Source organism: Frigoribacterium sp. MCBA15_019 (assembly GCF_001864945.1).
Classification (GTDB): domain Bacteria; phylum Actinomycetota; class Actinomycetes; order Actinomycetales; family Microbacteriaceae; genus Frigoribacterium.
This window is the reverse complement of record NZ_MJGS01000005.1, coordinates 1-21,047: the sequence shown is the minus strand read 5'-3', so window position 1 is coordinate 21,047 and position 21,047 is coordinate 1. Positions and strand designations below refer to the sequence as shown.

Below are 21,047 nucleotides of genomic sequence, written 5' to 3'. Positions count from 1 at the left end.
CGACACGACCGTGGTGCGACCTCCGGGCAGGTGGCGGCCCTCAGCGCTTCCAGTACCCCGAGAACGTGATGCGGTTCTTCGGCAGTCCCGCCGCGTGCAGGTGCCGCCGCCCTCCGGTCGCCAGCGCGGACTCGCCCACGACGTAGGCGTAGGCCCGGGGGTCGGCCGCCGACCGCGAGAGCAGTGCGGCGAGCGCCCCCTCCCCCGGCGCGGCACCCCCGGCACCGCCGAGAGCCGCGCCGTCCCCGCCGTCGACCGCCCGGCCGCCGACCGCCCGGCCGCCGAGCTCCCGGGCATGGAGCTCCCGGGCATCGAGTTCGTCCCGCACCACCCACGTCACCTCGACGCCGTCGGGCGCGTCGAGCGGACGCACGTCGCCCCGGGTCGGCACCTCCTGGATCACCGATCCCACGGAGGCGCGGTGCAGCGACCGCACGATCCCTTCCGTCCCCGGCAGCCCGGTCTCGTCGGCGACCAGGTGGATCTCGGTCGCGTCGTCGGGGGCGTTGAACAGCACGCCCTGGTCGAGCAGGCCGAGGGCGTCGCCGGGGCGGGCGGCGCAGGCCCAGATCGCCGCGCCTCCTTCGAGTTCGCCGGACTCGCCGCGGTGCAGCACGAAGTCGATGTCGAGCTCGGCGCGAGAGAACCCGACCGCGCCGGCCGCACCTGCACCCAGACCCGCACCCGCCGAACCCGCCGGCCGGAACTCGCGCACCGTGTAGTTCGCGCAGTGCGGCCGCTCGGCCTCGGGGATCGCCAGGTACTGCGCGTACCAGAGCGACGTCGTCGCCCGCGGCAGCCGCAACGAGTCGCTGCCGGGCAGCGGCAGGAACAGCCGGAACCACTGGTCGAAGCCCATGTCGCCGAACTCGTGCAGGTCGTCGCCGACGACGGTGACGCGCTGGAAGCTCGGCGAGACGCGCTCCGAGCGCAGCACCTCGAGACGGTGCACTCGGGGGTCGGCGGGCTTGACGGGCGGGCGGCGGGTCGACATAAGGTAAGGCTAACCTAACGAACTGCGGGCCGCATCCGACGTCGCCGATCACGCCTCCGACGGGCACGCCGACGTCGAGCCACCCGCCCGACCTGTACGACCGCACGACCCGCGACACCGCGCCCTGCCCCACCGCTCCACCACGATCCGAAGGAGACCCGTGTCCGAACAACACGCGTCCGCACTGCTCACCACCGCGACCGCCGACGAGTACGAGCGCCTCACCGGCGCCGCCGTCGCCCGCCTCGCCGACCGCTTCCGCACCACGCGCCAGCCCTTCTCGGGCGCGAGCCGCGCGCACCTGCAGCACCTCGTCGACGCCGTCGACCTCGACGCGCCGGGCACCGGCACCGACGACGCCCTGCGCGAGGTCGACGAGCTCTTCACGGCGAACGCCGTCTGGTTCCACGACCCCTCCTACCAGTCGCACCTCAACTGCCCGGTCGCCCTGCCCGCGGTCGCGGCCGAGGCCGTGCTCGCCGCGGTCAACCCGTCGGTGGACACGTACGACCAGTCGGCCGTCGGCACCCTGATCGAGCGTCGACTCGTCGACTGGACCGCCGGGCGCATCGGCTTCGACCCGGCCACCCGTGACGGGATCTTCACCTCGGGCGGCACGCAGTCGAACCTGCACGCCCTGCTCCTCGCCCGAGAGCACGCCACGGCGCGCGCCCGCGACGAGGCGGAGGACGAGGAGGCGCGGCTGCGGAACGCGGCCGCCCCCGGTCACCGTCCCGTCCCGCGCGCCACGGCTTTGCACGACCTGCTCGGCCGCATGGTCGTGGTCGCCACCGCCGAGAGCCACTTCAGCGTGCAGAAGTCGGCCCGGCTGCTCGGGCTCGGCGAGGACGCCGTCGTGACCGTCCCCACCGACGACGCCGGCCGGATGCTGCCCGAGGCCCTCGCCGTCACCCTGGACGCCCTCGTGCAGGCGGGTCACCTGCCGGTCGCCGTGGTGGCGACCGCCGGCACGACCGACCGCGGCTGCCTCGACCCGCTCGCCGCGATCGCCGAGGTCTGCGACCGCACCGGCGTCTGGCTGCACGTCGACGCGGCCTACGGCGGCGGCCTGCTCGTCTCGCCGACGCGTCGGCACCTGCTCGACGGCATCGAGCACGCCCGGTCGGTCACGGTCGACTTCCACAAGACGTTCTTCCAGCCGGTGTCGTCGAGCGCGTTGATCGTGCGCGACGGGCACGACCTCGACCCGGTCGCCTGGCACGCGGACTACCTCAACCCGCTCTCCGACCCCGAACCGAACCAGGTCTCGAAGTCGCTGCAGACCACCCGCCGGTTCGACGCGCTCAAGCTCTGGGCGACGCTGCGCGCCCTCGGCCCCGACGGCGTCGGCGAGCTGGTCGACCGGGTGGTCGACCTCGCGGCCGAGGCGCACGACCTGCTGCGCGGCGACGACGAGTTCGTCCTGCTGGCCGAGACGCAGCTCAGCACGGCGCTGTTCCGCTGGCAGCCGGCCGGCGTCGACGACGCCACCGCCGACCGGCTCGTCCCGCTCGTCCGACGGGTGCTCTTCGAGTCCGGCAGGGCGATCGTCGCGAAGACCGTGGTCGACGGGCGCCCCTGCCTCAAGCTGACGCTGCTCAACCCCGACGCGGGTCTCGACGACGTGAGGGGCGTGCTCGAGCTGGTCCGCGCCTCCTCGTGGGCCCTGCTCGAGAGCGACGCCCCCACCCTCGTCGCCGCCGGGACGGAGGCCGCCCGATGACCGCCGCCACCGCAGCACCCGCCACCACTGCCGCCACCGCGCACCGAGCCGAACCGCACCTCCTCGACCTCGTCGGCATCGGCCTCGGCCCGTTCAACCTCGGCCTGGCCGCCCTGACCGACCCGCTCGACGACGTCGACGCGGTGTTCCTCGACGAGAACGACGGCTTCGCCTGGCACCCCGGCATGATGATCGAGGGGGCGACGATCCAGGTGCCGTTCCTCGCCGACCTCGTGACGATGGCCGACCCGACCTCGCGCTTCGGCTTCCTGAACTGGCTGAAGGCCACCGGGCGGCTCTACCCGTTCTACATCCGCGAGGACTTCTCCCCGCTCCGGGCGGAGTACGACGCCTACTGCCGCTGGGTCGCGGACCAGCTCGACACCCTGCGGTGGGGTCGCCGCGTCACGGGCGTCGACGAACAGCCCGACGGAACGTACCTCGTGACCTCGCGACGGGGCACCGACGGGGCCGTCGAGACCTGGCACACCCGTCACGTCGTGCTGGGGGTGGGCACCGAGCCGCGCCTCCCCGAGGCGTTGCAGCACCTCGCCGGCCGGGGCGGCGCCCACGGTCCGGTCGTGCACAGCGCCGACTACCTGACGGCCCGCGACCGCCTGCGCGCCGCCGACTCGGTGACGATCGTCGGCAGCGGGCAGTCGGCGGCCGAGATCTACCGCGACCTGCTCGACACGACCCGCGTCGGCGACCGCCCGGGGCACCGACTCGACTGGGTCACCCGCTCGCCACGGTTCTTCCCGATGGAGTACACGAAGCTCACGCTCGAGCTCACCAGCCCCGAGTACACCGACCACTTCCACTCGCTGCCGCGCGAGACCCGCGACCGGCTGGGCCGCGAGCAGCGCAGCCTCTACAAGGGCATCAGCGGAGACCTCGTCGACGACGTGTACGACACGCTCTACCGGCTGAGCGTCGACGGGCCGGTCGACTCGACCCTGCTGACCGAGACCGAGCTCGTCGACGCCCGATGGGTCGACGCCGACGAGCAGATCGAGCTGACGGTGCGGCACGCGCAGCTCGGGACCACGGCCACCCGCCGCACGGACGCGCTCGTCGTCGCGACGGGCTACGTCGCCCGGGTGCCGTCCTTCCTCGACGCGCTCGGCGACCGCGTCAACCGCGACGACCTCGGCCGCCTGGCCGTGGCGCGGGACTACTCGATCGACGGCGGCCGGGGGCGGCTGTTCGTCCAGAACGCCGAGGAGCACACCCACGGCCTCACCGCCCCCGACCTCGGCTTCGGCGCCTGGCGGAACTCGAGCATCATCGCCTCGATCACCGGCCGCGAACCCTACCCGCTCGAGCGCCGCATCGCCTTCCAGACCTTCGGCCACCCCTCGCCCGCCCCCACACCGGCACCGACACCGATACCGACCGAGGAGGCGCGGGTCACCCGATGAGCACCACCCACGACACCGAGGCGCTCGCGCCCGCAACACCGTCCCGCACCGACGACCGGGCGACGGGCGTCGCGTTCTCGCGCCGCGCCTCCTGCGGTCTCGTCACGATCGAGCCGTTCGCCGCCGACCCCTACGCCGTCTGCCTGCGCCGCTGGCTGGCGCACCCGGCGTCGGCCGCCTGGCAGATGGCGGGCCTGAGCACCGACGAGGTGCGCGCCTACCTGGCCGCGATCGACGCCGACCCGCACCAGCAGGCCTGGCTCGGGCGGGTCGACGGCGAACCGACGTTCTTCGTCGAGACCTACGACCCGGCCGAGGTGCTGCTCACCGAGGTTCACGACGCCGAGCCGGGCGACGTGGGCATGCACCTGCTCGTCGCCCCGCCGCGGGGCCAGCGCGTGCACGGGCTGACCAGCGCGGTCATGGCGAGCGTCGTCGACTTCGTCTTCGGGATCGAGCAGGCCCGGCGGATCGTCGTCGAGCCCGACGTGGCCAACGACCGCATCGCGGCAAAGAACGACGAGGTGGGGTTCCGGGCGCTCGGCGAGGTCGAGCTGCCCGACAAGACGGCGCGGCTCTCGGTGCTGACGCGACACGACCGGGCCGCGTCGCACCTCGCCCCCGGCCCGATGGAATGGGCGCATCGCCACCTCGTGGCCAAGGCGCTCGGCGAGTTCGCCCACGAGCGACTGATCGCCCCGGTGGCCGACGGCACCGCTGCCCCCGCAACCGCAACCGCAGCCGCAGCCGCAGCCGACGCGTCCGGCACCGTCGACGGATACTGGCTGGTCGCGCTCGACCACGACGGCCACCGGGTCGAGTACCGCTTCGTCGCCCGCCGCCAGGCCCTCGAGCACTGGTCGATCGACGAGACGACGGTCACGCGCACGGTCGACGGCCACCCCGAGCCCCTCGACGCCCTCGCGCTGATCGTCGAGCTCGACGACCTGCTCGGCATCCCCGAGTCGCTCCTCGCCACCTACCTCGAGGAGGTCTCGTCGACCCTGGCGAGCGCCGCCTACAAGCGTCACCGGGGCGGTCCGACCGCCGAGCAGTTGACCACCGCGGACTTCCAGACCGTCGAGGCCGCCATGACCGAGGGGCACCCGGGCTTCGTCGCGAACAACGGGCGCATCGGTCTCGGACTCGACGAGTTCCACGCCTTCGCCCCCGAGGCCGCGGCGCCCGTGCGACTGGTCTGGCTCGCGGCCCGGCGCTCGGCGACCCACCTGGCGCTCGGCGCGGGACTCGACGAGCGATCGCTGTGGCAGGCCGAGCTGGGCCCCGAGACCGTCGACCGGTTCGACGCGACCCTCGCCGCGAAGGGCCTCGACCCGGCCGCGTTCCACTACCTGCCGGTCCACCCGTGGCAGTGGCAGCACCGCGTCGCGATCTCGTTCGCTCCGGACGTCGCCCGGCGTGACCTCGTGCTGCTCGGCGAGGGCGACGACACGTACCAGGCGCAGCAGTCGATCCGCACCTTCGCGAACCGCAGCCGTCCCGACCGGCACTACGTCAAGACGGCGCTGGCGATCCAGAACATGGGCTTCGTCCGGGGTCTCTCACCGGCCTACATGAGGCCGACGCCCGCGATCAACGACTGGGTGCACGACCTCGTGCGCACCGACGCGACCCTGCAGGAGGCGCGGTTCCGGGTCCTGAGGGAGCGCGCCTCCGTCGGCTACACCGGTGACGTCTACCACCGGACGACGACCTCGTCGCCGCATCGCAAGATGATCGCGGCCCTCTGGCGCGAGAGCCCGGTGCCGCTGGTCGGACCGGGCGAGCGGCTGGCCACCATGGCGGCGCTGCTGCACCGCGACGGGGCCGGCGACGCGCTCGCCTCGGCGCTGGTGAAGGCCTCGGGGGTCGGGGCCGAGACGTGGCTGCGGTCCTACCTGCACGCGTACCTGCGCCCGGTCGTGCACTGCCTGCGGGCGCACGACCTGGCCTTCATGCCGCACGGCGAGAACGTCATCCTCGTGCTCGAGGGCTGCGTGCCGACCGCCGCGTTCATGAAGGACATCGGCGAGGAGATCGTCGTCGTCGCCCCGCGCGCGGTGCCCGAGGCCGTCCGGCGGACCGTGCACCCGGTCGACGACCGCGAGAAGGCGTTGGCGGTCTTCACCGACGTGTTCGACGGGGTCTTCCGCCACCTCGCCGCCATCCTCGACGGCGACGGCGTGCTGCCCGCTGCCCGGTTCTGGGCGCTCGTGGCCGAGTGCGTCGACCGGCACGCCGACGAGCACCCGGACCTGCCGGGGGCCGTCGACCTGCGGGCGGCGCGCTTCGACCACTCGTGCCTCAACCGGCTGCAGCTGCGTGACACCCGGCAGATGGTCGACCTCGCGGCGCAGTCGTCGTCGCTGATCTACGCCGGGACGCTGGCGAACCCGATCGCACGATAGCGAGGCGGCGTCCCCTGGGGCGGAAGCGGTCGGGCCGCCTCCGCCCCCGGGAGGGGGTGGTGGCCGATTCACGGTCGGCCACCACCCGGGGCCGCGTCGAGCCACGGGCCGCGCGGGGCCGCCGCCGGTCACAGGGGGAGAACCACCGGCAGCGGGTCGAGCCGCTCGGCCGACGGTACCGCCGTCGAGTTGCTCTGGTTTCAAGATACTCGTCGAGCGAGGGGATGGCAACGGCGGGTGGCTGGGCATTCGCTGCGCATCACCGAGTGATGCCGACGCTGCGCAACACCGGGTGATTCGAAGCTCGTACAACTCACTCGGCAAGGTATCCTGGACGTCCGTGGCGTCCTCCGCCGCGCCTCCCCGTCTTCGCTCCGTCCTCGCGTCGCCGTCCCGCCAGCAGAGAGCCCGCCATGTCCGACGTCTCGCCCCAGCCGCCCGCCGGCTCCCCTCCGCCCCTCGACGACGAGGGCCAGCTCGACGTGACCCTCGTGCTGACGGCCTACGCGTCGCTGCAACGACAGGGCGAGCGCGTCCAGAAGGTCGTCGCCGACCACTTCGGCATGGGCACCACCGACCTCCGCTGCCTGACCTTCATCGCGACCGACCACGACACGACCCCTAAGCGCGCGGCCGAGTTCCTCGAGCTGTCGACCGGGGCGACCACGAGCCTGGTCGACCGGCTCGAGAGCGGCGGGTACATCACGCGCCAGCCTCACCCCTCCGACCGACGGAGCGTGCTGCTCGAGCTGGCCCCGGCCGGCCGTGAGGCGATCGACCAGATCCACGACTTCTACCGCCGGGCGTTCCGTGACGCGGTCGACCCGAACCACCTCGACTTCCTCGCGGCGGCCATGCGCGCGATCGGTGACTCGCTGACGCGCGCCGCGGCCGGAGACGACGTCGTCGCCTGAGCGACCAGCACCGGGGCGGACCAGCACCGGGTCGGACCACCACCGGGGCTGACCACCGCCAGATCGAACCACCGATGGGGCGTCGAACCCCGCATGTCGGTGGTTCGACGCCACTTCGGTGGTTCGGCGTCGCCTGGATGATCCGCGCGACCCGCACCGGCGCGCGCGGCCGGTCGTAGGGTGGGCCGATGACCCCCTCGGACGTCCTCGTCGAAGCCTTCTCGCGCCTCCCGGCCATCGCCGTCCGGGCGGTCGCCGACCTCTCGGTCGACGACCTCGCCTGGCGCCCGGACGACGAGGCGAACACGATCGCCTGGCTCGTCTGGCACACCGCCCGCGGACAGGACGTCCAGATCGCCGACCTCGCCGCGTCCGACCAGGTCTGGACGGCCGACGGTTGGGCCGAGTCGTTCGCGCTGCCGTTCTCGTCGGCCGAGATGGGCTACGGCATGTCACCGGCCGACGTGGCTGCGGTGCGGGTCGACGCCGAGCTGTTGATCGGCTACCTCGAGGCCGTCACGCTGCGGACGCGCGGCTACCTCGACGACCTCGACGGCGCCTCGTACGACGACGTGGTCGACGAGGCGTGGGACCCTCCGGTCACGGCCGGAGCCCGCCTCGTCAGCATCCTGAACGACTGCGTGCAGCACCTCGGCCAGGCCTCCTACGTCCGCGGCCTGCTCGACCGCCGCTAGCCCCGGCGCCCGCGGCCCGCCGCGCCGAGACCCCGAGCACGACGAAGAACCCCGTTCCGAACGATGAAGCCCCCGAGATGCGGGGTTCGTCGTTCGGAACGGGGTTCGAGACCAGGAGGCGCGGTGCGCGACCCGGGGAGCGCTCGCTACGCCTGCACGCCCGCGAGCTCGTCGATCAGGCGATCGCCCGAGCGGGCCTCGATCATCTCGGCGTCGATCTCGGCGCGGTCGAGCAGCTCTTCCATGCGACGGCGGCGCTGGCGCGTGATGAGCGTGACGACGGTTCCCTCCTTGCCGGCGCGGCCGGTGCGGCCCGAGCGGTGCATGTAGGTCTTGTACTCGTCGGGCATGTCGGCCTGGACGACGAGCTCGATGTCGTCGACGTGGATGCCGCGAGCGGCGACGTCGGTCGCGACGAGCACGTTGACCTTGCCGCTGGTGAGCAGCTGCAGGTTGCGCGTGCGGCGGGCCTGGTTCAGGTCGCCGTGCAGGCTCGTCGAGCGGATGCCGGCGTCCTCGAGCTGGTCGGCGAGCTGCTCGGCGAAGGCGCGGGTGCGGGCGAAGACCAGCGTCTTGCCGCCGCCCGAGGCGAGCTGCTCGATGACGGCCGTCTTGTCGCGCTGCTCGATCAGCAGCACGCGGTGGTCGATGGTGGCGCTGGCCTGGTCCTCGCCGGCGACCTCGTGCACGGCCGGGTCGACCAGGAACTCGTCGACGAGCTTGGCCACGCCCTTGTCGAGGGTCGCGCTGAAGAGCAGCTTCTGGGCGCGGGCGCCGTCGGGGCGGACCGTCGCGGTCTCGCGGATGATGCGCTGCACCGGCTCGAGGAACCCGAGGTCGCACATGTGGTCGGCCTCGTCGAGCACGGTCACGACGACCTCGCTCAGGTCGAGACGGCCCTGGTCGATGAGGTCCTCGATGCGGCCGGGGGTGCCGATCACGATGTCGACGCCGCGATTGAGCGCACCGACCTGGCGCTGCTGGGGCACGCCGCCGTAGACCTGCGTGGTGAACAGGCCGACCGAGCGGGCGATGGGCTGCACGGTGCGGTCGATCTGCATCGCGAGCTCACGGGTCGGGGCGAGGATCAGCGCGCGGGGCTTGCGGCCCATCTTGCGGTTCTTCGCGCCGTTGTTCTCCATCAGCTTCTCGACCAACGGGGCACCGAAGGCGATCGTCTTGCCCGAGCCCGTGCGGCCACGGCCGAGGACGTCACGACCGGCGAGCACGTCGGGGATCGTCGCGGCCTGGATCGCGAACGGAGCCGCGGCACCCATCGTCGCCAGCTGACGCTCGATGTTGTCGCCGAGGCCCAGGTCGCCGAAGCTCACGCCCTCGACGTCGGCCGCGGTGACGACCTCGGCCTTGAGCTTCTCGAGCTTGACGTCGTCCTCGGGCGAGTAGTGCGTGGCCGCGTCGCGCTTCGGGTAGAAGTCGCTCGACCGGTCGCCGACGCGGGCCGGGCGGTCGCCACGGTCGTTGCGGTCGAAGCTGCGGGGGGCGCGGTCGTCACGAGCAGGACGGTCGCCGCGGTCGAAGCTGCGTGCCGGGCGGGCGTCGCGGTCGAAACCGCCGGAGGCGCGGCCACCGCGCTCGGGACGGTCGCCGTACGCACGCGGCGCGCGGTCGTCGCGGGCAGGTCGGTCCGAACGGTCGAAGCTGCGAGGGGCGCGGTCGTCACGCGAGCGATCGTCGCGGGCCGGGCGGTCCGAACGGTCCCACGAGCGGGGTCCGCGGTCCGAGCCACGGACGGCGTCGCGGCCACCGTCGCGGCCGTAGCCACGGGCGGCCTCACGGCCACCGTCGCGGCCGAAGCGGGGCGCGGCGTCGCGGCCACGCTCGCCGTTGCGGCTGTCGAAGTCACGGTTGCCGAAGCGGTTGCCGCCGGCCGGCTTCTCGCGGGGCTCCCAGTTGGGGCGGCGGTCCTCGGAACGCGCGGCGCCGGGGGCACGGTTGCCGCCACCGTCGCGGGTGCCGAACTCGCGGCGTCCGCGGTCTGCGCGCTCGCTGGCGTCCCAGCGCTTCTTGGGGGCCGGGGCCCCGGCCTCGTCGGCGCGGTGGCCGCGGTGCTTGGGGCTCTTCGAGCCGGCCTTGGGCGCACCACCGGTGCGGTCGGTGCGCGGGCGTGAGTTGTCGTAAGGAGACATGGAGGAGTTCTTTCCGGGCTTGTCAGAGATGACGCGAAGAAATACCCGGGCAGCCATTGACCAGGACCGTTCACAATCGTGAATTCATCCCGTCGTGACTCGACGGGAATCCGGCCCACAAGACTTACAAACCCTCGTGCTGTTCAAAGCTGTGCATGATCGGCACCCGCAGGTGCCGATGTGCTCGCGCCGCAGGCGCGGTGTCTTGAGCCGACCCGCCTACGATACCCGAGCCTCCCCCGAACCGGAAGCCCCGCCTCCTCGGATCGATCGGCGGCCGAAGCCCCGCCACCCCGGCTCGATCGTCGACCGGAGCCCGCGCCACAAGGCCGCACGGCCACACGGCCACGCGGCCAGACGGCAGCACGGCAACACGGCAACACGGGCAATTTCGTGCCGGACGGGCCAGCGCATCGGCCCGTCGGGCACGGACACGCCCGCTTTCCGGCACGTGTCGACGCCGAACCCACCGCCTGCCTCGCACATCGCCCGGCCGCCGCGCCGAACCCAACCTGCTGCCGCATCCCCGCGTACCGAACCCGACCTGCCTTCCGCATCCCCGCGTACCGAACCCGACACGACCGGGCCGACATGCCGCTCAGGTCTCGCCCCGGGCGGCGTGTCGACCGCCCGTTGTCGCGAATTGCACAGCCACGACCGAACCCGGCACGCCGACCGAGGTCACCCCCGGGTGGCAGCCTGCTCGGCTGCTTCCGCCGCCCGTCGGTCGGCCCGACGTTCGCCGATGCGCTCGAACAGGTAGTAGATGACGGGCAGCACCACGAGGGTCAGCAGGGTCGACGACACGAGCCCGCCGATCACGACGATGGCGAGCGGCTGCGAGATGAAGCCGCCGTGTCCGGTGACCCCGAGCGCCATCGGGGTGAGCGCGAAGATCGTGGCCGCCGCGGTCATGAGGATGGGCCGCAATCGGCGTGATGCCCCTTCGAGCAGGGCCTCGCGCACCCTCAGACCCTTCTCGCGGTACTGGTTCACCAGGTCGATCAGCACGATGGCATTGGTCACGACGATGCCGACGAGCATGAGCACGCCGATCAGCGACGCCACGCCGAGCGGCACGCCCGAGGCCAACTGCAGCAGGATCGCCCCGGTCGCGGCGAACGGGATCGACACCAGCAGCAGCAACGGCTGGATCAGGCTGCGGAACGTCGCCACCATGACGATGTAGACGATCAGGATGGCGATCAACACGGCGAGACCGAGCTGGGAGAACGCGTTGGCCTGGTCGGCCGTCGCCCCGCCGATCGTGGCGTCGGTCCCGTCGGGCAGTTCGACCGCGGCCACGGCGTCGGACACCTCGGTGCCCGCGGCCGACAGGTCGTCACTCGACGGCGTGATCGTCACGGTCGCCGAACGCACCGCGTCGGTCGTCGTGACCGAGGTCGGTCCGGTCGTCTGCTCGACCGTCGCGATGGAGTCGAGTCGCACGGGCCCGGTCGGGCTCGGCAGCTCGAGGGCCTTCAGCTCGTCGAGGGTCGCCGGCGGCGTCGGGTCGACCGTGTACACGTCGACCGAGCTGTCGTCGATCTCGAGCGACCCCACCCGGAAGGGCTGGATCGCCTGCGACACGATGCCGCCCACGGCGACCTCGCTGTAGCCGAGCGCCGCGGCGGCGGCACGGTCGACCTGCACGCCGATGACCGGCTGGGCCGCTTGCAGGTTCGAGCTGGCCTCGGCGGTGCCGGGAAGTCCCTGCACCTTCTCGAGCACGGCGTCCGTGGCGGTCTGCAGGCTGTCGGGGTCGGGTGCCGTGACGTCGACGGTGATGTCGTTGCTCGTGCCGAACCCGCTCGACGCCGAGACCTCGATCTCGCCGGCGTCGGTGACTTCGTCGAGCTGCGACCGGACGTCGGCCTGCAGGGCGTCCTGGTCGGCGCTCTCGTCGGTGGTGATCGAATAGGTGACCGTGCTGTCGCCCGAGCCGCCGAGGAAGCTCGCGATCGACGTGCCGCTCGAGCCGATGGTCAGCTGCACCGTCTCGATGCCGTCGACGCCCTCGAGCACCTGCTCGACCCGGTCGGCGGCGTCGGACTGCGTCTGCAGGCTCGACGCGGGCGGCAGGGTCTGCGTGACGGTGAAGGTGTTCTGCCCGCTCGCCCCGAGGAAGTTCGTCTTCATGAAGGGGATGACGGCGCCCGTGCCCACCAGGATCAGCAGTGCCACGAGGATCGTCACGACCGGACGCTTCAGGGTGCCCCGCAGCACGGGGACGTAGGCGCGACGCAGGCGGTCGAGCGGCCGGGTGTCGGACGGGTCGGAGGCGCGGGTCGTCAACGATTCGGTCGTCGCCCCCTCGACGGCGGCGGCCTCGCCTCTGGGAGCGTGCTTGTGGGCCTTCGGTGCCCGGAGGAACCAGTACGCCAGCACCGGCACGATCGTGAGTGCGACGAACAACGACGCGACGAGGGCGATGGTGACCGTCAGGGCGAACGGGCGGAACAGCTCGCCGGTGATGTTGCCGACGAACGCCAGCGGAAGGAACACCACGACGGTCGTGACCGTCGACGCGGTGATGGCACCCGCGACCTCGCGCACGCCGACCTTGATCGCCTCGAGCCGGTCGACACCGGCGGTGAGGTGCCGCTTGATGTTCTCGATGACCACGATCGAGTCGTCGACCACGCGGCCGATGGCGATCGTCAGTGCGCCCAGGGTCAGGATGTTGAGCGTGTAGTCCGCGGCCTGGAGCCCGATGAACGTGATCAGCACGCTCGTCGGGATGCTGATCGCCGTGACGATGGTCGACCGGATCGACAGCAGGAAGATCAGGATGACGATCACGGCGAACACGAGGCCGAGCAGCCCCTCTTCGGCGAGCGCGTCGATCGACTGCTGGATGAACGGCGCCTGGTCGAACACGACCGTGAGTTCGACACCGTCACCCAGGTCGGAGGCGAGGCTCGGGATGGCGTCGCGGACGGTCTGCGACACGTCGACGGTGTTGGCGTCGAGGGTCTTGGTGATGGCGACCGTGAGGGCGTCCTGTCCGTCGACGCGGCTGATCGAGGTGACGGGTGCGCCGGTCAGCTGCACGTCGGCGACGTCGCCGACGGTGGTGGCCGAGGTCCCGCCGAGCAGCGGCAGGGCGCGGATCTCGTCGACGCTGGTGATTCGCTGCCCCGCCTGGATCGACAGGGTCTTGCCGTCCTGCGTGATGGTGCCGCCGGGGATGAGCGTGCCGTTGGCGTCGAGGGCGTCCTGGAAGGCGGCGGTCGTCAGCCCTGCGGCGGTGAGCGCCGTCTGGTCGGGCGAGATGGTGACGCGCTGGCCGGCGTCGCCGTAGATCGAGGCCTCGCGGACGCCGTCGAGCTTCTGCAGGTCGGGCACCGTGACGGTGGTCAGCCGGTCGACGAGGGCCTGCGAGTCCGCGGAGTCGTAGCCGGTGACGGCGATCTGGATGACCGGCAGGTCGTCGAGGCTGCCCGTGACGACCTGGGTGTCGACCGAGTCGGGCAGCGAGAGCCGGTTGATGGCCGACTGGATCTTCTGTTCGGCCGAGTCGAGGTCGGTGCCGTAGGTGAACTCGGCCGAGACCGTGCTCTGCGAGGTGCTCGAGGTCGCCGAGGTGCCCTCGAGGCCGGGGATGATCTGGACGGCCTGCTCGATCGGGGTCGAGACGTCCTCGTTCACGACCTCGGGCGTGGCGCCCGGGTACGAGCTGACGATCGCGATCTGCGGGAACTGAACGTTCGGTGCGAGCTCTTGCTTGAGCGAGGTGAGGGCGATGCCGCCGAAGACGGCGACGACGATGGTGACGAGGGCGATCAGCGCGCGGTTGCGCAGGCTGAAGACGGACAGCAGGTGCACGGTGCTCCGGTGGTGAGAGGGAGAGCGGAGGAGGCGCGGTGAACGACGTGCACCGCGCCTCCATTGTCACCAGCCTCTCTGGGAACTGGCGGCGCTTTCTTACATGATGTGCACGATCCCGGCCGATCACCGAGGTGTGGACGAGCCGTCGTTCTCCCCCTCAGACCACCTCGGCCAGCAGCGGCGAGGCCGGTGCCTGGACCCCGTCGACCCCGTCCCACGCCGCGCGCAGGGCCGCGAGCGCGCGGTCGGTGTCGCTGTCGGCGTATGAGAACGGCACGCGCAGGAACCGCTCGAACGCCCCGTCGATGCCGAACACCGGACCGGCGGCGAGCAGCAGCCCTTCGCGGCGGGCGGCGAGGGTGAGTTGCGAGCTGACCGGCGCCCCGAGTCCGACCCAGGTGGTGAGCCCTCCCGCCGGCGACGGCACCTGCCAGGACGGGAACGCCTCGCGGAGGCCGTGGACGACGCGGTCGCGACCTCTCCTCAGGTGGCCGGCCCGCGCCTCCCGCACGCGGTCGAAGTCGCCGAGCAACTCGGCGACCACCAACTGCTCGAGCACGGGCGTGCCCAGGTCGCCCGCCGAGCGGGCGCGCACGAGCCGATCGACGAGCGGGCGGTCGGCGCGGATCCAACCGATGCGCAGGCCGCCCCAGAGCGACTTGCCGACCGAGCCGATCGTGACGGCCCGTCCGTACGCGGCCATCGGCAGGGGCCGCTCGACGCGCGAGCCCGGACCCACCCCGTCGATCGCCATCTCGGCCATGGTCTCGTCGGCGATCACCACGGTGCCCTCGTCCGCCGCCGCCTCGAGCACCCGCACCCGCTGGTCGGCGGGCATCGTCGCGCCCGTGGGGTTGTGGAAGTCGGGCATCAGGTAGGCCACCGGCGGGCTCGTGCGCCGCAGGGTCTGCATCAGTGCCGCTTCGTCCCAGCCGTCGTCGACGGTCACGCTGACCGGCACGAGGCGGGCACCGGCCCCGCGGAGGGCCTCGAAGGCGTGCGGGTAGCCGGGCGCCTCGACGACGGCCCGGTCGCCGCGCGAGACCAGCACGCGGGCGAGCAGCGCGATCGCGTGCTGGGCCCCGAGGGTGACGACGATCTGCTCGGCGCTCGTCTCGAGCCCGCGCCGTCGGTACCGTTCGGCGATGGCCTCCCGCAGCACGGGCCGCCCGACCGGGTCGTAGCCCGGGTCGTCGAGGTAGGCCCCGAGCCGCCCCGCCGCCCGCTGGGCCGCCTCGGCGATGCCGTCGACCGCGGGCAGGGCCGCCTTCGTCAGGTCGAGCAACCCCTCGGTCGTCGTCGGGCGCGGCACCGAGGCACGGGCAGGCAGACGCACGACGCTGCCGCTGCCGCGCACGCTGTCGACGTGCCCCGAGCCGCGGAGGGCCGCATAGGCCGCGGCCACGGTCGTGCGGCTGACCCCGAGGTGAGCGCAGAGGTCACGTTCGGACGGCAGGCGCGTGCCGACGGGCAGCCGCCCGTCGAGCACGAGCAGTCGGATGCGGTCGGCGAGCGCCAGGTAGCCGGGAGCCGAGGAGGCGCGCCACGAGTCGAGCAGCACCCCGAGCGCTCGCGACGAGACGGTGGTGGCACCGTGGTCTAGGTTGGTCACGCGGCCACCCTAGGCCGATTGGACCCTTGCCACCAGGCCAGTCGGGCGATTGGATCGACCTCATGCTCCTCTCGCGTCGCCTGCTGCAGTTGTTCGTCGGCCTCATCGCCTACGGCTTCGCCATCGCCGTCATGATCCGCGCCGGCATCGGCGTCGCCCCCTGGGACGTGCTCTCGCAGGGCCTCGTGCGGCACACCGGGCTGACGTTCGGCACCGTCACGTTCGTCACGAGCTTGGTCGTGCTGCTGCTCTGGATCCCCCTGCGCCAGCGCCCCCGCTTCGGCACGATCGCCAACACGCTGATGATCGGCCCGGTCGCCGACCTCGGCCTGCGCGTCCTGCCGCAGCAGACCGAGTGGTGGGCACAGGGCCTGACCTTCGCGGGCGGCCTGCTGTTGCTCGCCGTCGCGAGCGGCCTCTACATCGGGGCCGACTTCGGGCCGGGCCCGCGTGACGGCCTCATGCTCGGCCTGCACGCCCGACTGGGCTGGCGGGTGGGCGTCGCCCGCACCGTCATCGAGCTCACGGTCCTGGCCGGGGGGTGGCTGCTCGGCGGCCAGGTCGGCATCGGCACGGCCGCCGAGGCCCTGCTGATCGGCCCGCTCGTGGCGATCACGTTGCCGCTGTTCGCCCGGCGCCGGGTGGCGACCTCCGTCGTCGTCCCGGCCCGCGCCTCCTCACCCGTCTGACGCCGAGCCGGTACGAAGTAGTTCGGACGGACCCGCGCTGACCGGGAATAAACCGCCCGCGAGCGAAGTTGACACGCCCTCGCACGGGAGTAGAGTCGCCGCTCGTGACCAACGACACCCGGTCGCCGAAGCGTTGGCTGATCGGTGAACCCCTGCCCTCGGAGAAGCTCGAGGGGCAGCTGCTGCCGAAGCACCTCGCACTGCCGATCTTCGCCAGCGACCCGCTCAGCTCGGTGGCGTACGCGCCGCAAGAGCTGCTGATGATCCTGCTGATCGGCGGCCTCGGGTTCCTCACGCTCGCCCCGTGGGTCGCCGTCGCGGTGGTCGTCCTGCTGCTGGTCGTGGTCGCCTCGTACCGCCAGTTGATCAAGGCGTACCCGTCGGGCGGCGGCGACTACGAGGTCGCCCACAAGAACCTCGGCGAGAAGGCCGGGCTCGTGGTCGCCTCGGCGCTCCTCGTCGACTACGTCATGACGGTGGCCGTGTCGGTCGCCTCGGGCGTCGACAACATCATCTCGGCCGTGCCCGAACTGGCACCGGTGCGCGTCGAGCTCGCGATCTTCTTCGTCGTCCTGCTGGCCGCCGTCAACCTGCGCGGCGTACGCGAGTCGAGCAAGGCCTTCGCGATCCCCACCTACCTCTTCGTGTCGAGCGTCTTCGTCATGATCGTCATCGCGTTGGTGCGCACCGCTCTCGGCGACCCGCCCGTCGCCGAGAGCGCCGAGTACACGGTGCAGGCCGACCAGCTCACGCAGGCCGCCTTCGTGCTGTTGCTGCTCCGGGCGTTCTCGAGCGGCTGCTCGGCCCTGACCGGCGTCGAGGCCATCGCGAACGGCGTGCCCGCGTTCCAGCGCCCCAAGGTGCAGAACGCCCAGAAGACCCTCGTGCTGATGGGCAGCATCGCGATCGTCCTGTTCGCCGGCCTCGTCGCCGTCGCCCTGATCGCGAAGGTGCACTACGCCGAGGACGCCTGCGACCTGCAGGGCTTCGTGGACTGTGCCACCACGCCGCAACGCAGCCTCATCGCGCAGATCGCGAGCGCGGTGTTCGGCGGGGCGCTGTTCGGCATCCCGTTCTACGTGATCCAGGCCTGCACGGCGGCGGTGCTGCTGCTGGCGGCGAACACGGCGTTCAACGGCTTCCCGCTGCTCGGTTCGATCCTGGCCCGCGACCAGTACGCCCCCAAGGCGCTCAACACGCGCGGCGACCGACTGATCTACTCGAACGGCGTGATCGTGCTGGCCCTCGTGGCGTGCGCCATCCTGCTCGTGTACCAGGCCAGCGTCACGGGACTCATCCAGCTCTACATCATCGGCGTCTTCGTGTCGTTCACGCTCGGGCAGACCGGCATGGTCGTGCACTGGACCCGCATGCTGCGCGAGGGCTGCGCCGACCGGGGCGCCGTGTACCGGGCCCGCGGCATCAACGCGTTCGGCGCCCTGCTGACCGCGTCGGTGCTCGTCGTCGTGACGGTGACCAAGTTCACGCACGGCGCCTGGCTGGTGTTCGTCATCATGCCGATCCTGTTCGTGCTGATGCTCGGCGTGAACCGCTACTACCGCGACGTGCTGGTCGAGATCGAACCCGACGCCACCACGCAGTTCGGCTCGCACGGCGACCACGCGATCGTGCTGGTGGGCACCATGCAGAAGCCCGTGCTCAAGGCACTCGACTACGCCATCGCCGCGCGACACGAGTCGCTCGAGGCGATCCACGTGGGCATCGACGACGAGGCCACGGCACTGCTGCAGCGCCAGTGGGCCGAGCAGGACATCGAGGTGCCGCTGCGCATCGTCGCCTCGCCGTACCGCGACATCAGCATGCCGCTGATCAAGTACATCAAGGCCCACCGCGAAGAGCACGGCAGCGAGGTCGTCACGGTCTACACGCCGATCTACATCGTCGGCCACTGGTGGGAGGCCGCACTGCACAACCACAAGAGCCGCCGCATCCGCCAGAAGCTCATGCTCGTGCACGGTGTCACGATCTCGCTCGTGCCCTGGCTGCTCGATTCGTCCGAGGTGCTCTACGGGCGTCGTTCGCGGCCGATCCCGGGCCAGGACCGTCGTGGCGAGCCGATCCGCCCCCGCCCGGTGCCGCGCCGCGTGCTCGAACCCGCCGGTCGCCGGTCGGGTGCCGCCGGAGGCGCCCTGGGCGCCGACGCGGGCCCGGACGGCCGCGCCGGCGCAGCGGTCGAAGGAGGCGCGGTGCAGCGAGGTCTGGACGTCCAGCCCACCCAGAACGGCGCGACACCCGGGCCGAAGCAGACCCCGCGCGCCCCCGGCTCGGCCACGGGCAAACGAGGAGGCGGCGCCGCCGCCCGCAAGGCCCGCTCGGCCGCCCGCAACTCGACCGGCGCCGCCCCCCGCAAGAAGAAGTAGCCCGCTACCCCTCCGGCCCCGCTCCACCCCCCTCTGTGCAATTCGCGACAGGCGGGCGACGACACGCCGCTCGACGGGCGGGACGGACGGCGTGTCTTGCGCCGATGGTCGGGTTCGGCCCGCCCGACCAGCCCCGCCCAGTCGGGTTCGGCCCGCCCGACCAGCCCCGCCCGGTCGGGTTCGGCCCGCCCGACCAGCCCCGCCCGGTCGGGTTCGGCCCGCCGACGGCCGACGCCGCCGCAGTCGGACCGACCTCAGCTCCGGCTGCGGCGCTCCGCGTCGCTCTCGGAGAGCCGCGCCACGACCTGCCGCGCGATCGCCCGCCCCGCACGGTTGGCCCCGATGGTCGACGCCTGCGGCCCGTACCCCGCGAAGAACAAGCGCGGGTCGAGGGTGGACGCGCCGCCCTCGACGCTCACGCCCCCGTCGGCCGACCGCAGCCCGAGTGGTGCCAGGTGGCGCAGCTCGGGGCGGAACCCGGTCGCCCAGACGATGGCGTCCGCGTGGGCGAAGGTGCCGTCCGCCCAGCGCACCCCGTCCGGCTCGACCGACGCGAACATCGGCCGCTCGACCAGCACGCCGCGCTCGATGCCCGACACGAAGCGCCGGGTGCGCGGGACGCCCGTACCGCTGACGATGCTCGGCAGCGCCTGCCCCGCCCGGGCCGCGCGGTCCTGGGCAGCAACCGCAGCGACGGCCGACTCGACGTCGAGCTCGCCCTGGTCGAGCCAGTCCACCGGTCGGCGCGTCACCCACGTCGTCGACGCCGCGACGCCGTCGAGCTCGAGCACGAACCCGATCGCGCTCGTGCCCCCGCCGACCACGACGACGTCGAGCCCCTCGAGCTCGGACGCCGCCCGGTAGTCCGACGTGTGCAGCTGACGCCCGCGGAAGGTGTCGCGCCCCGGGTACCACGGCACGAACGGAGCGCCCCAGGTGCCGGTCGCGTTCACGACCACCTCGGCCCGCAGCGACCCCGAAGCCGGCCCCGAGCCGGCCTCCGACCCCGTCGCCGAGGCCGTGGCCGTGGCCGCGGCCAGCTCCGAGCCGACACCCGAGGAGGCGCGCCCCGCCCACCGCACCGAGAAGCCGTCCCCCAGCCCGGTCACCCCGGTCACCTCGACCGGACGTCGCACGTCGAGCCCGAGTGCGGCCTCGTAGCGGGCGTACTGGTCGGCGACGACGTCACGCGCCGGAGCCGACCGGTCGGCCGAGTCGAAGCCGAGACCGAGCCCGGCCATGCCCGGCAGGTCGTGCACGCGGTGCGCGGCACCCAGCCGCAGGCTCTCCCAGCGGTGCTGCCACGCGCCTCCGGTGCCGGGCCCCCGGTCGAGCACGACGAGGTCGCGTCCCACCTCGAGCCCGAGCCGTCGCAGGTACCACGAGACCGACAACCCGGCCTGGCCCGCACCGATCACGAGGACCCGCGTCCGCTCGCCTTCGCCCCCAGGAGTCATCCCGACCATCATGCCCGTCCGAGGCGGCAGCCGGGGCTAGGGGTACATGATAAGATCGGTCCAGTTTTTCAACAGCATCCTGTCGGCAGTTCCCGGGTCGTCCGACACCGTTTCCGGGCCGAGTTCAGAGGGGGTCACGCATGGGGCGCGGCCGTCAAAAAGCCAAGCACACCAAGGTCGCCAGAGAGCTGAAGTACTTCAGCCCTGACACCAACTACGGTGCACTCGAAAAAGAGTTGGCGACGAAGAACGACTCCGGCGACGAATACGTCGACAAATGGGCCGACGACTTCGACGACGAATACGACACCGGGCACGACCAGAACAAGAGCGCCTGAGGCCGGTCGGCTGATGACCTCGTCACCCTCGTCCCTCGTGTGGGAGCAGGTCGTTGTCGACTCGAGCGACCCGGTACGCCTCGCCCACTGGTGGGCGGACGCCCTCGGCTGGGTGGTCGTCTCGTCCGACGACGACGAACCCGAGATCCGTCCGACGCCCGACACGCTGCCGGGGCTGCTCTTCGTGAGCGTCCCCGAAGCCAAGACGGTCAAGAACCGTCTGCACCTCGACTTCCGCCCGACCCCGGTCGACGGTCAGAGCCGTGAGGCGACGCAGGCCGACGAGGTCGCGCGACTCGAGTCGCTCGGGGCCGTCCGCGCACGCGTCGGCCAAGACGACTCCGACGTGTCGTGGGTCGTGCTCGCCGACCCCGAGGGCAACGAGTTCTGCGTCCTCTGATTCCGCACGACGCACTCCACACGACGACGGCCCCTCG

Annotated in this window: 14 protein-coding genes; 9 read left to right on the top strand and 5 right to left on the bottom strand. The window is 72.2% G+C overall.

Translation table 11 applies throughout. The annotated features are described in order from the left end of the window. Nucleotides 1–40: 40 nt before the first annotated feature. Nucleotides 41–994: a siderophore-interacting protein gene (locus tag BIV04_RS07825; RefSeq protein ID WP_071255646.1), complete on the bottom strand. Its 954-nt coding sequence runs from the start codon at nt 992–994 to the stop codon at nt 41–43. A 160-nt stretch (nt 995–1,154) separates the two neighbouring features. On the opposite strand from BIV04_RS07825, the gene BIV04_RS07820 reads away from it, so the two are divergent. The 5 genes from BIV04_RS07820 to BIV04_RS07800 all read left to right on the top strand — a co-directional run bounded on the left by BIV04_RS07820 (nt 1,155) and on the right by BIV04_RS07800 (nt 8,155). After that, entirely contained in the window at nt 1,155–2,717 is a 1,563-nt protein-coding gene (locus BIV04_RS07820) for a pyridoxal-dependent decarboxylase (RefSeq protein WP_071255645.1), read from the top strand. Beyond that, nucleotides 2,714–4,138, top strand: coding sequence for a lysine N(6)-hydroxylase/L-ornithine N(5)-oxygenase family protein (locus BIV04_RS07815; protein WP_071255643.1), 1,425 nt, complete (start codon nt 2,714–2,716; stop codon nt 4,136–4,138). The genes BIV04_RS07820 and BIV04_RS07815 overlap by 4 nt, the downstream gene beginning before the upstream one ends. Beyond that, the gene (locus BIV04_RS07810) at nt 4,135–6,546 is read left to right on the top strand and encodes a GNAT family N-acetyltransferase (RefSeq protein ID WP_083396270.1); all 2,412 of its coding nucleotides are present in this window, start codon (nt 4,135–4,137) and stop codon (nt 6,544–6,546) included. The genes BIV04_RS07815 and BIV04_RS07810 overlap by 4 nt, the downstream gene beginning before the upstream one ends. 413 nt (nt 6,547–6,959) lie before the next feature. Beyond that, nucleotides 6,960–7,460 carry a MarR family winged helix-turn-helix transcriptional regulator gene (locus tag BIV04_RS07805; RefSeq protein ID WP_055978086.1) on the top strand — a complete coding sequence of 167 codons (501 nt, stop codon included), beginning with the start codon at nt 6,960–6,962 and terminating at the stop codon, nt 7,458–7,460. A gap of 188 nt (nt 7,461–7,648) precedes the next feature. Further along, nucleotides 7,649–8,155 (top strand): DinB family protein, encoded by a 507-nt coding sequence (locus BIV04_RS07800; RefSeq protein ID WP_071255642.1) that lies wholly within the window; start codon nt 7,649–7,651, stop codon nt 8,153–8,155. 146 nt (nt 8,156–8,301) lie between these two features. Here the strand turns inward: BIV04_RS07800 and BIV04_RS07795 are convergent, their stop codons facing one another. The 3 genes from BIV04_RS07795 to BIV04_RS07785 form a co-directional block, all read right to left on the bottom strand. Beyond that, a complete protein-coding gene (locus BIV04_RS07795; protein ID WP_071255640.1) occupies nt 8,302–10,302 on the bottom strand; it encodes a DEAD/DEAH box helicase in 2,001 nt (666 codons plus the stop codon). Between the two features lie 681 nt (nt 10,303–10,983). Further along, entirely contained in the window at nt 10,984–14,130 is a 3,147-nt protein-coding gene (locus tag BIV04_RS07790; RefSeq protein ID WP_071255639.1) for an efflux RND transporter permease subunit, read from the bottom strand. Nucleotides 14,131–14,290: 160 nt separating this feature from the next. Beyond that, nucleotides 14,291–15,745, bottom strand: a complete 1,455-nt coding sequence (locus tag BIV04_RS07785; RefSeq protein WP_071255637.1) for a PLP-dependent aminotransferase family protein — start codon at nt 15,743–15,745, stop codon at nt 14,291–14,293. A gap of 62 nt (nt 15,746–15,807) precedes the next feature. Here BIV04_RS07785 and BIV04_RS07780 point away from each other — a divergent pair, with 62 nt between their 5' ends. Both BIV04_RS07780 and BIV04_RS07775 read left to right on the top strand, forming a co-directional pair. After that, nucleotides 15,808–16,434, top strand: coding sequence for a YitT family protein (locus BIV04_RS07780; protein ID WP_071255636.1), 627 nt, complete (start codon nt 15,808–15,810; stop codon nt 16,432–16,434). Between the two features lie 104 nt (nt 16,435–16,538). After that, a complete protein-coding gene (locus BIV04_RS07775; RefSeq protein ID WP_083396269.1) occupies nt 16,539–18,815 on the top strand; it encodes an APC family permease in 2,277 nt (758 codons plus the stop codon). Nucleotides 18,816–19,069: 254 nt separating this feature from the next. On the opposite strand, the gene BIV04_RS07770 is transcribed toward BIV04_RS07775, so the two are convergent. Further along, the gene (locus BIV04_RS07770; protein WP_071255798.1) at nt 19,070–20,272 is read right to left on the bottom strand and encodes an NAD(P)-binding domain-containing protein; all 1,203 of its coding nucleotides are present in this window, start codon (nt 20,270–20,272) and stop codon (nt 19,070–19,072) included. Between the two features lie 140 nt (nt 20,273–20,412). On the opposite strand from BIV04_RS07770, the gene BIV04_RS07765 reads away from it, so the two are divergent. Both BIV04_RS07765 and BIV04_RS07760 read left to right on the top strand, forming a co-directional pair. Beyond that, nucleotides 20,413–20,610: a DUF3073 domain-containing protein gene (locus BIV04_RS07765; RefSeq protein WP_054147370.1), complete on the top strand. Its 198-nt coding sequence runs from the start codon at nt 20,413–20,415 to the stop codon at nt 20,608–20,610. Between the two features lie 13 nt (nt 20,611–20,623). Further along, nucleotides 20,624–21,010 (top strand): VOC family protein, encoded by a 387-nt coding sequence (locus BIV04_RS07760; RefSeq protein WP_071255635.1) that lies wholly within the window; start codon nt 20,624–20,626, stop codon nt 21,008–21,010. Nucleotides 21,011–21,047: the final 37 nt, after the last annotated feature.

Coding starts and splice junctions, on each gene's coding strand:
- BIV04_RS07825 (WP_071255646.1), bottom strand. CDS start 994: ATGTCGACCCGCCGCCCGCCCGTCAAGCCCGCCGACCCCCGAGTGCAC.
- BIV04_RS07815 (WP_071255643.1), top strand. CDS start 2,714: ATGACCGCCGCCACCGCAGCACCCGCCACCACTGCCGCCACCGCGCAC.
- BIV04_RS07810 (WP_083396270.1), top strand. CDS start 4,135: ATGAGCACCACCCACGACACCGAGGCGCTCGCGCCCGCAACACCGTCC.
- BIV04_RS07805 (WP_055978086.1), top strand. CDS start 6,960: ATGTCCGACGTCTCGCCCCAGCCGCCCGCCGGCTCCCCTCCGCCCCTC.
- BIV04_RS07800 (WP_071255642.1), top strand. CDS start 7,649: ATGACCCCCTCGGACGTCCTCGTCGAAGCCTTCTCGCGCCTCCCGGCC.
- BIV04_RS07795 (WP_071255640.1), bottom strand. CDS start 10,302: ATGTCTCCTTACGACAACTCACGCCCGCGCACCGACCGCACCGGTGGT.
- BIV04_RS07780 (WP_071255636.1), top strand. CDS start 15,808: ATGCTCCTCTCGCGTCGCCTGCTGCAGTTGTTCGTCGGCCTCATCGCC.
- BIV04_RS07770 (WP_071255798.1), bottom strand. CDS start 20,272: ATGACTCCTGGGGGCGAAGGCGAGCGGACGCGGGTCCTCGTGATCGGT.
- BIV04_RS07765 (WP_054147370.1), top strand. CDS start 20,413: ATGGGGCGCGGCCGTCAAAAAGCCAAGCACACCAAGGTCGCCAGAGAG.
- BIV04_RS07760 (WP_071255635.1), top strand. CDS start 20,624: ATGACCTCGTCACCCTCGTCCCTCGTGTGGGAGCAGGTCGTTGTCGAC.